This is a genomic window from Lentzea aerocolonigenes, from assembly GCF_000955955.1.
In the GTDB taxonomy this organism is placed as follows: domain Bacteria; phylum Actinomycetota; class Actinomycetes; order Mycobacteriales; family Pseudonocardiaceae; genus Lentzea; species Lentzea aerocolonigenes_A.
The window spans coordinates 40,165-53,498 of sequence record NZ_JYJG01000020.1 but is presented as its reverse complement, the minus strand read 5'-3'; the positions used below and the strand labels follow the sequence as shown (position 1 = coordinate 53,498).

Sequence of the window (13,334 nt, the reverse complement as noted above, 5' to 3'; positions counted from 1 at the left end):
GAAGAATTCTCATGCCGGACAACGGCTACGACCGCGCCGCGGTCGAGAACGTACTCGCGAAGGTGCGGGCGGAGGGGCGGTCGTCCCTCACCGCGCCGGAGGGCAAGCGGGTCTGTGACGCCTACGGCATCGCGACCCCGGCCGAGGCGCTGGCGAAGTCGTCGGAGGGCGCCGTCGCGTTCGCCGAGGAGATCGGCTACCCGGTCGTGCTCAAGATCGTCTCACCGGACATCCTGCACAAGACCGAGGCCGGCGGTGTCCTCGTAGGACTGAAGAGCTCCAGCGAGGTCGCCGAGGGCTACCGCACGATCATCCACAACGCCCGCAACCACAAGGCGGACGCGGACATCACCGGCGTCCAGGTGCAGCAGCAGTTGCCGACCGGGAACGAGGTCCACGAGGTCATCGTGGGCGCGGTGACGGACGAGACGTTCGGCAAGATCGTCGCGTTCGGCCTCGGCGGCATCCTGGTGGAGGTGCTCAAGGACGTCACGTTCCGGCTGGCACCGACCAGCGCGAGTGAGGCGCTGTCGATGGTCAACGGCATCGCGGCTGCCGAGATCCTGCGCGGAGTCCGTGGCGCGCAAGGGGTCGACGCGCACAAGATCGCCGACCTGATCCACCGCGTGTCGGACCTGGTGACGGACTTCCCGCAACTGGCGGAAGTGGACCTCAACCCGGTGCTCGCCACGCCGAGCGGCGCCACCGCGGTCGACGTGCGGATCCTCGTGGACGAGAACGCCGCCAAGGAGCCGCACCGGTTCACGCAGGACGAGATCCTGGCCTCGATGAACCGCATCATGAAGCCCGCCGCCGTCGCCGTGATCGGTGCCTCGAACGAAGAGGGCAAGATCGGCAACTCGGTGATGAAGAACCTCGTCAACGGCGGGTTCGCGGGCGAGATCTACCCGATCAACCCCAAGGCCGACGAGATCCTCGACCGCAAGGCGTTCGCCGGTATCGCCGACGTCCCAGGAGACATCGACGTCGCGGTGTTCGCGATCCCGGCCAAGTTCGTGCCGGCCGCGCTGGAGGAGGTCGGCAAGAAGGGCGTCGCCGGCGCGATCATGATCCCGTCCGGCTTCGGCGAGACGGGGAACATCGAGCTGCAGGACGAGATCGTGGCAATCGCACGCAAGCACGGCGTGCGCATCCTCGGTCCGAACATCTACGGCTACTACTACACGCCCGAAAACCTCAGCGCCACGTTCTGCACGCCGTACGACGTCAAGGGCGGCGTCGCACTCTCGTCGCAGAGCGGCGGAATCGGCATGGCGATCCTCGGGTTCAGCCGTTCCGCGGGCATGGGCGTCAGCGCGATCGTCGGCGTGGGCAACAAGGCCGACATCGACGAGGACGACCTGCTGACGTTCTTCGAGCAGGACCCGAACACCCAGCTCGTCGCGATGCACCTGGAAGACCTGAAGGACGGCCGTTCCTTCGCGGAAACGGCGAAACGCGTCTCGGAAAAGAAACCGGTCGTCGTGCTGAAGGCCGGCCGGACCGACCAGGGCGCCAAGGCCGCCAGCTCGCACACCGGCGCACTGGCGGGCAACGACCGGGTCTACGACGACATCCTCAGGCAGAGCGGCGTGATCCGCGCACCCGGCCTGAACGACCTGCTGGAGTACGCGCGCGGAATCCCGCTGCTGGCCACGCCGAAGGGCGAGAACGTCGTCATCATCACCGGCGCGGGCGGCTCGGGTGTGCTGCTCTCGGACGCCTGTGTGGACAACGGGTTGTCGCTCATGACCATTCCGGACGATCTGGACGCGGCGTTCCGGAAGTTCATCCCGCCGTTCGGCGCGGCGGGCAACCCGGTCGACATCACCGGCGGGGAACCGCCCTCGACGTACCGGAACACGATCGCGCTCGGACTCGCGGACGACCGCATCCACTCGCTGATCCTGGGCTACTGGCACACCATCGTCACGCCACCGATGGTGTTCGCGAAGCTCGTGGTCGACGTCGTGGAGGAGTACCGGGCGAACGGCATCCACAAGCCCGTCGTCGCCTCGCTCGCCGGCGACGTCCAGGTCGAGGAGGCCAGCGAGTACCTGTATCGGAACGGAGTGGTTGCGTATCCGTACACAACGGAGAAACCTGTCGCTGTACTGGGCGCCAAATACCGGTGGGCACGCGCCGCTGGGCTGCTTGGGTAACAACAGGGTTCCTCTGTAGCAAGGGAGAGATGGCCCGTCCGCGACCGTGACACGCCCACGGTCGCGAACCCGCCAGGGAGGTCAACGAAGACAGCCGGTCCTCTGGAGGTTGTTAACCGTGGATGATCCAAATCTGGTCGCCCGCACGGAAGTCAGCACACCGCCTGAAAAGGAGCGTGTCTGGCCCGCGGGCAGGCTGGAAGCGATGCCCATCAGGAAGTTGCCCGACGCACCACCGTCGATCCACCTGCTCGGTCCCACGGTGTTCCTGGTGGCCCTTGGCGTGGGTATGGGCGAGTCCTACATGTGGCCGCGCCTGGTACTGGTCTTCGGACCGGACATCAGGTGGCTCTTCCTGATCGGCGTGACGCTGCAGGCGGTCGTCATGCTCGAGATGGCGAGGTACGCCATGGCGACGGGGGAGAGCATCTTCTTCGGCGCCGCACGCGTGTTCAAACCGATCATGTGGTTCTTCTTCGTAGTCGCGATACTCGTCTACATCTGGCCAGGCCATCTCTCCGCCGGGGCGGCGGCCCTGGAAAAGATCACTGGCATACCGTGGACGGTGTCGGCCTGTGTAGGCCTGGTCCTGGTCGGGATCCTGTTCAGCCTGGCCAAGGTCATCTACAACCTGCTCGAGAACCTGCTGTCCATCCTCATCGGACTGCTCGTCGTCAGCACCGCGGTGGTGGCCGCGATGGTCGGCACGTGGGGCGACCTGACCAGCACGATCAGCGGCATGTTCCAGTTCGGGTACTTCCCGGCGCAGGCGATGTCGCCGGAGTGGTTCCCGATCATCGTCGGCTCGATCGCGTTCGCCGGCCCGTCCGGCATGCAGCAGATGTGGTACACGCTGCACCTGCGCGACAGCGGTGCCGGCATGGGCGCGCACATCCCGAAGCTGCGCGGCTTGCGGCACGCGGGCGAGGAAGAGCAGATGCCTTCGCGCGGCTTCATGTTCGACACCGACGACAAGGCGGAGCTGGCCAAGTGGAAGGGCTGGCGGCGCTGGGTGACGTTCGACGCCCTGCTGTTGTTCTGGGGCATCACGATGCTCGTCACGGTTTCTTTCACGGTTCTCGCGCAGTCGGCCAGTCGCACGAGCCCGGACGTCAAGGCGCTCATCGAGTCCGGTGAACGCGAGGCGGCGCTCAACGCCATGTCGGACGCCTTCGCGTCAGCAGGCGGACCGGTGCTGGGTGCGGTGTTCCTCGGGTTCATCGCGTTGATCGGCCTCAACGCGACGCTGGGTCTGTTCGACTCGTTCTCCCGCGGCCAGGCGGACATGACGTACCACTTCGTGCCCGGCGCGAAGAGGTTCCGCATGTCGCACCTCTACGCGGGGTTCCTGTGGGGCGTCATCACGTTCGGCATCCTGATCCTGCTGTTCGGACCTGCCGACGGGCCTGGCGCGATCCTCGACGTGCTCGCGTTCCTGTCGACGTTCGCCATGGGCGCCTACTGCGTGGTGCTCCTGCTGGTGAACAACCGGATGCTGCCCAAACCCATTCGCCCCAAGCTGATCACGAACATCATCATCGGCTTCGGCGCGTTGTTCTACCTGGGCATGCTGTTCTTCAGTCTCATCAAGTTCGGCGTAGTGGTGGGCTGACGAATGCAGATCCGCGAAGGCTTTGTGAAAGAGGCTGTGCCCGGCGCTTTCGTCGGGCTCGCCGCCGGGCTCATCGCGGGAGGGCTGGCCGCGCTCGTCGGCCAGCCGCTCGGGTGGGCACTCGTCACGATGGTCGCTTTAGGACTACCGCTGGGCGCGCTCGGTGGCGGTTTCGGCCTGCTCGTTGCGGCGGGCAAGCTCCCGGCGGGGCGGTTCGCTCCCGTGGCGCTGTACTGGCTGGTCGCATTCCCGCTGGCTCGGCTGGTGCACGAAGTCACCGTGAGCCTCGTGCTCACCGGTCAGGTTCGACTGCCCTCGGACCTGGCCGGTTTCCTCGCCTACCAAGGGATCGTGAGCCTCGGCTGGGCCATCGGTTTCCTGTGGCTGCACGAACGCATCTCGATGCGACTGCGTGCGCGAGCCACCGCTACCCGCTGACCTTCCGCCGAAGGAGTTCGCGATGCTCGATCTTCCTGTCTGGGTGTGGATCGCGACCTTGGGCGGACTCGCCCTGGTGATCGCGTTCGACTTCTACCTCGTGGTGCGCAAGCCCCACGAACCAACGTTCCGCGAGTCGGTCTGCTGGGTCGTGTTCTACGTCGGCCTGGCCGTCCTCTTCGGACTCGGCGTGACGCTGTTCGCCGGTGGCCGGCACGGCGGCGAGTTCTTCGCCGGCTGGATCACCGAGTACTCCCTCAGCGTCGACAACCTGTTCGTGTTCGTGCTGATCATGGCCCGGTTCGCGGTGCCGCGGGAGCAACGGCAGAAAGTGCTGATCGTCGGCATCCTGCTGGCGTTGCTGCTCCGTGCGATCTTCATCGCCGTCGGTGCCGAGGCGATCTCCCGGTTCGACTGGCTCTTCTACGTCTTCGGTGCGTTCCTCATCTACACCGCGTGGAAGCTGGTGGCGCACAACGAGAGCGAGGAAGCCGAGTTCTCCGAGAACGCCGCGTTGCGCGCGGTGCGCAAGGTGTTTCCCCGCGCGAGTCCGCTGCTGATCGTCATGGTGGCGGTGGGCACGACGGATCTGCTGTTCGCGGTGGACTCGATCCCGGCGATCTTCGGGCTCACCAAGGAGCCGTACCTGGTGCTGACCGCCAACGCGTTCGCGTTGATGGGGCTGCGCCAGCTCTTCTTTCTGGTGGGCGGGCTGCTGGATCGCCTGGTGCACCTCAGCAAGGGCCTTGCGGTGGTGCTCGCGTTCATCGGGCTCAAACTGATCCTCGAAGCGATGCACCACCACGGTGTTCCCTGGGCGCCGGAGATTCCGATCGTGGCTTCTCTCGGCGTGATCGTGGTGACTCTCGCGATCACCACGGTGTGGAGCCTGCACACCTCCCGGCGGGCCGCCCGTGCCGCCGTGGAGGAGGCTGAAGCTCAGCGCTCCCAACGAGTTGAGGGTGCTCAGCCGTGAATCGTGTGGCCTTCGGCGTCCTTTCGGAGCGTCTGGGCCACGGCCGCGACGGCCTCGGCGTCCTTGCGCTGCTCGTTGAGCGCAGTGGCCAGTCCGAGGCCGAGCGCGCGGCCGTCGGCGGAGAAACCGGCGCGCGGTTCGGTCAGCGAGCGCGCGAAGTTCTTCAAGCGGGACATGGTCTTCCTCCTGTCGATGGTCGCTCCCGTCGCGCGCAGAAGCCCATCAGGCACTGTCGCACGGGAGTAGCAGGGTTGCGGCTGGGTTGTCCTCCACGGGATACCCACTCGGGGTCCTCGTTGATCCCATCCCTGCTGCCATTCAGCATACTGCGTTTTGTATGCAATCGTCTGCCATCGTGTCGCGGATCACCCGTGTGGCACCAAATGACCGATTTCAGGTGATCTGAGCGTAATGACTTAGTTACTCTCGGTGGTCTTCCGGTCGTGATACGTCTGCCTGGTCTGCTCCGCGTGACGGTGCATGACCTCGCCTGCTCGCTCTCCGTCACCATCGGCGATGGCGGCGATCAGCTCAGCGTGTTCGTTCCACGAGTCACGGCTGCGCGGGCGGGCGATCGGCGTGTAGTACCACCGCACCCTGCGGTCGACGAGCCCGATCATCTCGGACAGGACCTTGTTGCGGCCGATCGCCGCGACGGCCGCGTGCAGGTTGGCGTTCGCCTCGACCAGGCGGTCCACGTCGGCGGCGACCAGTGCGTCCTCGCCGGCCTTCTGCAGCTTCTTGAGCTGCTTCACGTCGGTCGCGGTGGCGTGTTCGGCGGCGAGCTTGGCGGAGTAGGTCTCCAGCACGCTGCGCACGGCGAGCAGCTGGTCGGCCTCCTCCTCGGTCGGGGTGTGCACGAAGGCACCCTGGGCGGGGCGCAGGTCGACCCAGCCGTCGGTCTGCAGTCTCTGCAACGCCTCGCGCACCGGCTGGCGGCTCACGCCCAGGTACTCGGCGAGCTCGGCCTCGACCAGGTGCTGGCCGGGGGCGAGGGTGCGGTTGACGATGAGCTCGAGCAGCGCGTCGTAAACGGCCTGACGCAGCGGTGCCGGCCGTTCGACCCGGCGGCTCGCCGCGGCGCTGAGAGGGCCGCTGGACTTGGCGGCCCGGCGGCCACTGGGCAAAGAGGTCATGTCAGACAGAATACAGCTTTTGGTATGCAAAAAGCACTTCTAGAGCTTTGGTCATGTTGTCCGTATACTGTATGCAATCTTGCCAACTTGGCTGGCGGAGCGGGGCGTGACATGAAGATCGCTGTTCTCGGAGCCGGAGCGATCGGTGCCTACGTCGGTGCGGCATTGCATCGTGCGGGCGTGGAGGTCCACCTGATCGCACGTGGAGCCCATCTCGCCGCGATGCGGGAGCACGGCGTGCGGGTGCTGAGTCCGCGTGGTGACTTCACCGCGCATCCTCATGCGACTGACGATCCCGCTGAGGTGGGAGAGGTCGACTACGTTTTCCTCGGTCTGAAGGCGTACTCGTACGCGTCGTCAGGCGATCTGCTGGCGCCCCTGATGGGGCAGGACACGGCTGTCATCGCTGCTCAGAACGGGATTCCGTGGTGGTACTTCCACGGCATGACCGGGCATCCCCTGGAAGGGCAGCGGATCGAGGCCGTCGACCCCGGTGGTTCGGTGTCCGCGGTGCTGCCGATGGAGCGGGCGATCGGGTGTGTCGTCTACTGCTCGACCGAGATCGAGTCGCCAGGGGTGATCCGTCACCTGGAGGGCACGCGGTTCTCGATCGGGGAGCCGGACCGTTCGATCTCGCCGCGTTGCGTGGCGCTGAGCGAGGCGATGATCGCGGGCGGGCTGAAGTGCCCGGTGGAGAAGGACGTCCGCGAGGACATCTGGATCAAGCTGATGGGCAACGTGGCGTTCAACCCGTTGAGCGCCCTGACCCGCGCGACGATGGTGGAGATCTGCGACCACTCGGACAGCCGCGATCTCGTGGCGCAGATGATGGCCGAGACGCTGACGATCGCGCGGGCTGCCGGTTGCGACCCGCAGATCTCGATCGACAAGCGCATCGACGGAGCCCGGCGGGTCGGGCACCACAAGACCTCGATGCTGCAGGACCTGGAGGCCGGCAAACGACTCGAGATCGACGCGATCATCGCCGCCGTGGTGGAGATCGCCTCGCTGACCCGTGTGCCCGCGCCGACGTTGCGGCACGTGTACGCGGCGATCGACCTCCTGTCACGCACGTCGCTGGTGTCCTGAGTTGCTGCTGCGACAGCTGAAGCGCTTGGCGCCGTTCGACATGCACCTGCACTACACCGATCGGCACCGCTTGCCGTCGGAGATCGAGGAGAAGCTCGGGCTGACGTTTCACGCGTCGGCCGCGGACATGGTGCCGCACTGCGACGTCGTGACGATCAACGCGCCGCTGCACCCCGAGACCGAGGGCCTGTTCGACGACGAGCTGATCGCGACGATGAAGCGCGGCGCGTACCTGATCAACACGGCTCGCGCCCGGATCGCGGACCGGGACGCGGTGGTGCGGGCGTTGCAGAGCGGTCGTCTTGCCGGGTACGCGGGCGACGTCTGGTTCCCGCAGCCCGCGCCGTCGGACCACCCGTGGCGCACGATGCCTCATCACGGCATGACCCCGCACATCTCGGGCAGCTCGCTGTCGGCGCAGGCCCGGTACGCGGCGGGGACGCGGGAGATCCTGGAGTCGTTCTTCGCGGGCACGCCGATCCGCGACGAGTACCTGATCGTCGACGGGGGCAAGCTCGCCGGCACCGGGGCCCACTCGTACGCCGTGCGAGGCTGACCTGGTTCAATGTCCCCAGACTGACGTTCTGGGGGGAACCAGCTTGTTCACGAGGATTTGCGCCGTGGCCGTGGTCGCGTTGACGTCGGCTTGCACCAGCACGTCTCCGATCACGGTACCGGCTCCGGCCACGACCACCACGAGCCTCTCACCCCGGTCCTCGCTGGAGGCCCTGGACGAGCGGGCCAAGGCCGCGATCCCGTCGCACATGGCGTTCGAGACTCTCGGGGCCGGGCCTGTGAACGCGTCCGGTCTGGGGCCGGAGGCGCCGGTGGAAGGCGACGGCATCGGCGAGGTCTGCGGTGCGTTGCTGCGCGTCGGCCGCGGCACGTCGGTCGCGCGGACCCGCACCTGGTCCGGTGGGGTGAACCTGTTCGAACGGGTCCACGTCACGTCCGAGCTGCCGGCGAAGGCGCTGGTGTCGATGGTGCGGGAGAAGGCTCAGGCGTGTGCGCCGGGCGCCGAGGTCGCGGTGGCCAGGCCGGACGGGGTCGAGGAGCTGTTCGCGTACTGCGGGGCGAACGACCCCGGCGCTGTTCCGTGGTCGTGCAAAGCGGCGTTCTCGCGGGGCAACGCGTTCGCGTTCGTGGTGGTCAACGCCGAGTCAGCGGAATCCGCGTCGCTGCAGCTCTCCGCCGCGCTGCCGATCTTCGCCGAGCCGCTGGTCAAGGTCTGATCACTCCTGCACGATGGACGCGCTCTGCAACCGGAGGGCGTCCTGTCCTGGCGGCGCGCCGAACATGCGCCGGTACTCGCGGCTGAACTGCGACGGGTTGTCGTACCCGACGGCGTAACCGGCCGAGGCGACGTCGTGCGGTGCGGTCACGAGCGCGGCGCGGGCTCGTTGCAGGCGGATCTGCTTCTGGTACTGCAGCGGGCTCATCGCCGTGACCGTGCGGAAGTGCCGGTTGAGCGTCGACACGCTCGTGCCGATGTCGGCGGCAAGGTCGTCGATGCGGATCACCTGGTCGAACCGTTGCTTGATCCACGCGATGGCCGCCGCGACCAGGGCCAGGCGGCTGCCGGCGGTGCCCGCCTGCCGCATCAGCGCGGCCTGCGGGCTGTTGAGCAGCCGCCAGTGGATCTCGCGACGCACGGACGGCCCCAGCACCCGCAGGTCACGCGGCTCGTCGAGCAGTCTGAGCAACCGGACGAGGGCGTCGAGCAGCTTGTCGTCGGCGGTGGAGAGCGCCATGCCGGGGCCGTCGTGCGGCTTGACCGGCGCCGGTCCGCCTTCCACCAGCAGCTGGGCGATCGTGGCTGGTTCCAGCTTGAGGCCTAGCGCGAGGAACGGCTTGGAGGGGCTCGCCTCGGTGATGTGACCGGTCAGCGGCAGGTCGACCGTCACCACCGCGATCTTGCCGGGCCCGTGGTCGAAGACGTGGTCGCCGAGCATCGTGCGCTTCGACCCCTGGGCCACGAGCGTCAGCACCGGCTCGGTGACCGTGCCCATCGGCTCGGTGACCCGGTCGCCCGCGAACACCAGCACGCCTTCGTTCCACAGTGGACGCCCGTGGGTTCCGGCGTGCCGGATGATCCCGCGGCGGAGCTCCTCCAGGTGCGTCATGCGGCCAGTCTTGCACGGTCGTGTGGCGATCTGAGCGAAAATGAGCGGATCGTGCAACGTCTCGCGCCCATCGGTCTAGGCGATCATGCTGTTGAGGCCTTGAATTGAGGCATGTCGCTTGATTCGTACATCACCCTCGGCCGCTCAGGCCTGCGCGTCAGCCCGTTCACGCTCGGCACCATGACCTTCGGCGAGGACCACGGCTGGGGGAGCTCGCCCGAGGAGTCCGCGAAGATCCTCGCGTCCTATGTGGACCAAGGCGGCAACTCGATCGACACCGCCAACCTCTACACCAACGGCCATTCCGAGAAGATCATCGGCGATTTCCTGGCCGGCTCTTCCCTGCGCGACCGCTTGGTGCTCGCCACGAAGTTCTTCGGCAACCTCCACGCGGGCGACCCGAACGGTGGCGGTCCCGGCCGCAAGGCTCTCGTGCACCAGCTCGAAGACTCGTTGCGCCGCCTGCAAACCGACTACATCGACCTCTACTGGTTGCACAACTTCGACCCGGCCACTCCGGTCGAGGAGACCATGCGAGCTCTGGACGACCTGGTCCGCGCGGGCAAGGTCCGGTACATCGGCTTCTCCGACGTCCCGGCCTGGGCGACGGCTCATGCGGCGACGTTGGCCCAGTGGCACGGGTGGTCGCCGATCATCGCCCTGCAGCTGGAGCACTCGCTGCTCGAACGCACCCCGGAGGGCGAGCTCATCCCGATGGCGCGGGCGATGGGCATGGGCGTCATGCCCTGGTCACCGCTGCGTGGCGGTTTCCTGTCCGGCAAGTACACCTCGGGCGGCGTCCCGGTCTCGGGTCGTGGCCGGGTGCCTTCCGCAGCGGAGTTCGTGGTGATCGACGCCGTCCACGCCATCGCAGAGGAGATCGGCGTGCCCGCGTCCCAGGTCGCGCTGGCGTGGCTGCGCGAACGTCCCGGCGTCACCTCGATCGTGATCGGAGCCCGCCGCCACGACCAGTTCGAAACGAACCTCGGCGCTCTCTCCACGACCCTCACCGACGCCCATCGGGCCAGGCTCGACGAGGTGTCCGCACCTCATCTGAACTTCCCGGCCGAGAACAACCGCGAACTGGCCCCGCACCTGCAGTTCGCCGGCGCCACCGTGGACGGCCGCCCCTCGACGATGCTGCCGATGTTCGCCTCGGGAACGAGGTACTGAGGCAGAGGGCGCCGTGGGGAGTCACGATTGGGGAGCTGCCTGCTAACGGCGGCGCCTCGCCAGGCGAAATCGAGGTGAGGAGGCGCCATGAACCTTCGAGTGCACCTCGCCGAGCGCGGGGCGGACGCCGAACGCCTCGACCAGGTGACGGGTTACCTGCGTCAGGATCTGCTGCAACTGGACGTCCGCGAGGTGACCGCGCTCCGCACGGGTCCGCCGCCGGAAGGTTCCCGTGCGCTGGACGTGGCGACGGTGGGCGGTCTGCTGGTGACGCTCGGGCAGTCCACGACGGCGCTGCAGACGATCGTGACCGCGATCCGAAGCTGGCTGCAGCGGGGCACTCCGGTGCAGCGCGCGGTGCGGGTGGAGATCGACGGTGACGTCCTGGAGCTGGCCGACGCGTCGAGTGAGGAGCAGGACAAGCTGGTCGCGCTGTTCGTCGGCAGGCACACCTGATGGGCAGGCGGCGGGCGCTGATCATCGCCAACTCCACCTACGACCACGAGGGGTTGAGCCGCCTGCGCTCCCCGGCGGCCGATGCCGAGGCGCTGGCCGAGGTGCTGGGTGATCGCCAGGTCAGCGAGTTCTCGGTGGAGGTGGTGCGCGACGAGACGGCGAGCGTCGTGCAGGAACGGGTGGAGGACCTGTTCCTCGAAGGCGAGCCGGACGACGTGCTGCTGCTGCACTTCTCGTGCCACGGGGTGAAGAGCGAGTCGGGCGAGTTGTTCTTCGCCGCGCGCAACACCCGGCCGAACCGCCTCGGCTCGACGGCGGTGCCCGCGGACTTCGTGCGGCGATGCATGCGGCAGAGCCGGTCACGCAGCATCGTGCTGCTGCTGGACTGCTGTTACGGCGGGGCGTTCAGCGAGGGTGTGGCGGTGCGGGCGGCCGGTGACGTGGGCGTCCTGTCCACGCTGTCCGGTGGCCGGGGCCGGGCGGTGATCACGGCGTCGAACGCGATGGAGTACGCCTTCGAGGGCGACCACCTCGCCGAGGACCACGCTCCGGAGCCGTCGGTGTTCACCTCGGCGCTGGTGCGGGGGTTGTCGACGGGCGAGGCCGACCGGGACGAGGACGGCTTGATCTCGTTGAACGAGCTGTACGACTACGTGTTCGAGCGGGTGCGGCAGGAGAACCCGAACCAGACGCCGTCGCGGGACATCGAGATGCAGGGCGAGTTGTACCTGGCGCGCTCCGGGCGGCGGAGGATCAAGCCCGCCGCGATGCCGGCCGATCTGGCGGCGGCGGTGGCGGACTCGAACATGTTCACGCGGCTGGGCGCGGTGGCGGAGCTGCGGTCGCGGTTGTCGAGCGGCAACCTCGAGGTCGCGGCCGGAGCGCATCTGGCGTTGACGCGGATGGCCAGCACGGACATCAGCAGTGTGGCCGGGGCGGCGGCCGCCGCGTTGAGCGACGCGATGATCCAACCGAGCGTGTCGGTGCTGCGTTTCTCCACGCCTGGCTCGCACGTGGTGGTGCTGGGCGGTCCACCTCTGGCGCGGGCGGTGACGGTGACGGCGTCGGAGCCGTGGATCCGGGTCGCGCTGGTCGAGGACGAGATCCAGGTGTCGCTGCAGCAGGCGGCCCCCGAGTCGGAGGGACGGATCGAGATCAGCGGGCCGACGGGGAGCGCGGTCGTCTCCGTGCTGTCCGAGGCCGCGAAGCCCGTCGACACACCTCCAGTGGCGCGGCAGGCGACCGTGAGTCGCCCGGTCGTGCCGGGGCCTCCGATGCCCGCGGGTCCGGCGATGCCGGCAGGGCAGTCGGAGCAGGCCGGGCAACGCAGGCCCGTCGAGGAATCGCCGAAGCAGCCCCGCCCGGACACCGACGCGCTCGTGCCCCGCTGCGCGGCGGCAGTGCTGGGAGCCGCTGTCCTGTTGCTGCTGGCGGTGCCGAGCGACTACCGCTACGACGACGCGATGCTGGTCAACCGCCCGACGCTCTGGGCCTACTTCGTGTCGCTCGGACTGGCCGCAGTCGTCGGGGGCCTCGCTCTGCTGCGGCCGCGCGCTCGCACAGCGGGCGCCGGAGTGCTCGTGGCAGCGGGATCACTCGCGTTGGCCGGACTGGCACTGCTGTTGTTCGAACCGATCTACTCCGAAAGTTTCGCGCCGTACGGCGTGGCGTACTACATGGGCGCCGTCGGAATGTTGTTGCTGATCGGGTCCGCATTCGCGGCCGTGAAGATCGTGCGCCGTGTGCCCGACGCGTCGTTCGCCGCGCCCACGCCGCCGTGGCACGCGGTGGTGCTCATCCTGTGCGGGCTGGCGGTGTCGGCCGTGCTGGCGTGGAGGGCGTTCCTGCTCACCGCGGATGACCTCGTCTGGATCGCGGGTTCGTGCGGAGCGGCGCTGGGGGCTCCGGTCGTACCGTGGCTCGCGGCGCGGGCACGACCAGCGCACCTGGCCGGAAGCATGGTGGCGGTGTGGGCCGTGCTCCTGGTCGTGATCTCCGCGATGCCGTTCGGGTTCGCGACCCCGAGCTTTCTGATCATCGTGCCGGTGCTGGTGGTCGTCGGGCTCACCGCGGCACGGCGACAGCTGCTCTGAAGCTACCGGGCACCTCCACTCCAAGAAACCGCGAACTGGGGCTAGCGCATACCGAAGATTGCATACAGTATGGACG

Annotated in this window: 13 protein-coding genes; 10 read left to right on the top strand and 3 right to left on the bottom strand. The window is 67.8% G+C overall.

Going from position 1 to position 13,334, the window contains the following annotated elements; all coding sequences use genetic code 11:
* The first annotated feature begins 11 nt into the window (after nt 1–11).
* The 4 genes from UK23_RS04775 to UK23_RS04760 all read left to right on the top strand — a co-directional run bounded on the left by UK23_RS04775 (nt 12) and on the right by UK23_RS04760 (nt 5,188).
* Nucleotides 12–2,162, top strand: a complete 2,151-nt coding sequence (locus UK23_RS04775) for an acetate--CoA ligase family protein (protein WP_045310118.1) — start codon at nt 12–14, stop codon at nt 2,160–2,162.
* A 205-nt stretch (nt 2,163–2,367) separates the two neighbouring features.
* Nucleotides 2,368–3,774: an Nramp family divalent metal transporter gene (locus UK23_RS04770; RefSeq protein WP_156212783.1), complete on the top strand. Its 1,407-nt coding sequence runs from the start codon at nt 2,368–2,370 to the stop codon at nt 3,772–3,774.
* A 24-nt stretch (nt 3,775–3,798) separates the two neighbouring features.
* The gene (locus tag UK23_RS04765; protein ID WP_156212781.1) at nt 3,799–4,212 is read left to right on the top strand and encodes a hypothetical protein; all 414 of its coding nucleotides are present in this window, start codon (nt 3,799–3,801) and stop codon (nt 4,210–4,212) included.
* 22 nt (nt 4,213–4,234) lie between these two features.
* Nucleotides 4,235–5,188, top strand: a complete 954-nt coding sequence (locus UK23_RS04760; RefSeq protein ID WP_045310182.1) for a TerC family protein — start codon at nt 4,235–4,237, stop codon at nt 5,186–5,188.
* Here UK23_RS04760 and UK23_RS04755 read toward each other — a convergent pair.
* On the bottom strand, nt 5,179–5,364 hold the full coding sequence (locus UK23_RS04755; RefSeq protein WP_045310115.1) for a hypothetical protein: 186 nt from the start codon (nt 5,362–5,364) through the stop codon (nt 5,179–5,181). The two genes, UK23_RS04760 and UK23_RS04755, sit on opposite strands and share 10 nt — an antisense overlap.
* A 240-nt stretch (nt 5,365–5,604) precedes the next feature.
* Nucleotides 5,605–6,324, bottom strand: coding sequence for a GntR family transcriptional regulator (locus UK23_RS04750; RefSeq protein WP_045310114.1), 720 nt, complete (start codon nt 6,322–6,324; stop codon nt 5,605–5,607).
* A gap of 111 nt (nt 6,325–6,435) precedes the next feature.
* On the opposite strand from UK23_RS04750, the gene UK23_RS04745 reads away from it, so the two are divergent.
* Genes UK23_RS04745 through UK23_RS04735 form a run of 3 tightly spaced genes read left to right on the top strand, consistent with a single transcriptional unit; the run spans nt 6,436 to nt 8,645 of the window.
* Nucleotides 6,436–7,413 (top strand): 2-dehydropantoate 2-reductase, encoded by a 978-nt coding sequence (locus UK23_RS04745; RefSeq protein WP_045310113.1) that lies wholly within the window; start codon nt 6,436–6,438, stop codon nt 7,411–7,413.
* Between the two features lies 1 nt (nt 7,414).
* Nucleotides 7,415–7,969, top strand: a complete 555-nt coding sequence (locus UK23_RS04740; protein ID WP_231114373.1) for an NAD(P)-dependent oxidoreductase — start codon at nt 7,415–7,417, stop codon at nt 7,967–7,969.
* Nucleotides 7,970–8,012: 43 nt separating this feature from the next.
* Complete coding sequence (locus tag UK23_RS04735) at nt 8,013–8,645, top strand: hypothetical protein (protein ID WP_156212779.1); 633 nt, start codon at nt 8,013–8,015, stop codon at nt 8,643–8,645.
* Here UK23_RS04735 and UK23_RS04730 read toward each other — a convergent pair whose 3' ends face one another.
* Nucleotides 8,646–9,536: an AraC family transcriptional regulator gene (locus UK23_RS04730; RefSeq protein WP_196777609.1), complete on the bottom strand. Its 891-nt coding sequence runs from the start codon at nt 9,534–9,536 to the stop codon at nt 8,646–8,648.
* Nucleotides 9,537–9,647: 111 nt separating this feature from the next.
* On the opposite strand from UK23_RS04730, the gene UK23_RS04725 reads away from it, so the two are divergent.
* The 3 genes from UK23_RS04725 to UK23_RS48250 all read left to right on the top strand — a co-directional run bounded on the left by UK23_RS04725 (nt 9,648) and on the right by UK23_RS48250 (nt 13,258).
* Nucleotides 9,648–10,709 (top strand): aldo/keto reductase, encoded by a 1,062-nt coding sequence (locus UK23_RS04725; RefSeq protein WP_045310110.1) that lies wholly within the window; start codon nt 9,648–9,650, stop codon nt 10,707–10,709.
* A gap of 87 nt (nt 10,710–10,796) precedes the next feature.
* Entirely contained in the window at nt 10,797–11,165 is a 369-nt protein-coding gene (locus UK23_RS04720; protein ID WP_045310109.1) for a hypothetical protein, read from the top strand.
* Nucleotides 11,165–13,258, top strand: coding sequence for a caspase family protein (locus UK23_RS48250; RefSeq protein WP_052684358.1), 2,094 nt, complete (start codon nt 11,165–11,167; stop codon nt 13,256–13,258). Before UK23_RS04720 ends, UK23_RS48250 begins: the two co-directional genes overlap by 1 nt.
* The last annotated feature ends 76 nt before the right edge of the window (nt 13,259–13,334 follow it).

What these genes read in the sequence shown, in the direction of transcription:
- UK23_RS04775 (WP_045310118.1), top strand. Translation starts at nt 12, where the DNA reads ATGCCGGACAACGGCTACGACCGCGCCGCGGTCGAGAACGTACTCGCG.
- UK23_RS04745 (WP_045310113.1), top strand. Translation starts at nt 6,436, where the DNA reads ATGAAGATCGCTGTTCTCGGAGCCGGAGCGATCGGTGCCTACGTCGGT.
- UK23_RS48250 (WP_052684358.1), top strand. Translation starts at nt 11,165, where the DNA reads ATGGGCAGGCGGCGGGCGCTGATCATCGCCAACTCCACCTACGACCAC.
- UK23_RS04770 (WP_156212783.1), top strand. Translation starts at nt 2,368, where the DNA reads ATGCCCATCAGGAAGTTGCCCGACGCACCACCGTCGATCCACCTGCTC.
- UK23_RS04730 (WP_196777609.1), bottom strand. Translation starts at nt 9,536, where the DNA reads ATGACGCACCTGGAGGAGCTCCGCCGCGGGATCATCCGGCACGCCGGA.
- UK23_RS04755 (WP_045310115.1), bottom strand. Translation starts at nt 5,364, where the DNA reads ATGTCCCGCTTGAAGAACTTCGCGCGCTCGCTGACCGAACCGCGCGCC.
- UK23_RS04720 (WP_045310109.1), top strand. Translation starts at nt 10,797, where the DNA reads ATGAACCTTCGAGTGCACCTCGCCGAGCGCGGGGCGGACGCCGAACGC.
- UK23_RS04725 (WP_045310110.1), top strand. Translation starts at nt 9,648, where the DNA reads ATGTCGCTTGATTCGTACATCACCCTCGGCCGCTCAGGCCTGCGCGTC.
- UK23_RS04760 (WP_045310182.1), top strand. Translation starts at nt 4,235, where the DNA reads ATGCTCGATCTTCCTGTCTGGGTGTGGATCGCGACCTTGGGCGGACTC.
- UK23_RS04750 (WP_045310114.1), bottom strand. Translation starts at nt 6,324, where the DNA reads ATGACCTCTTTGCCCAGTGGCCGCCGGGCCGCCAAGTCCAGCGGCCCT.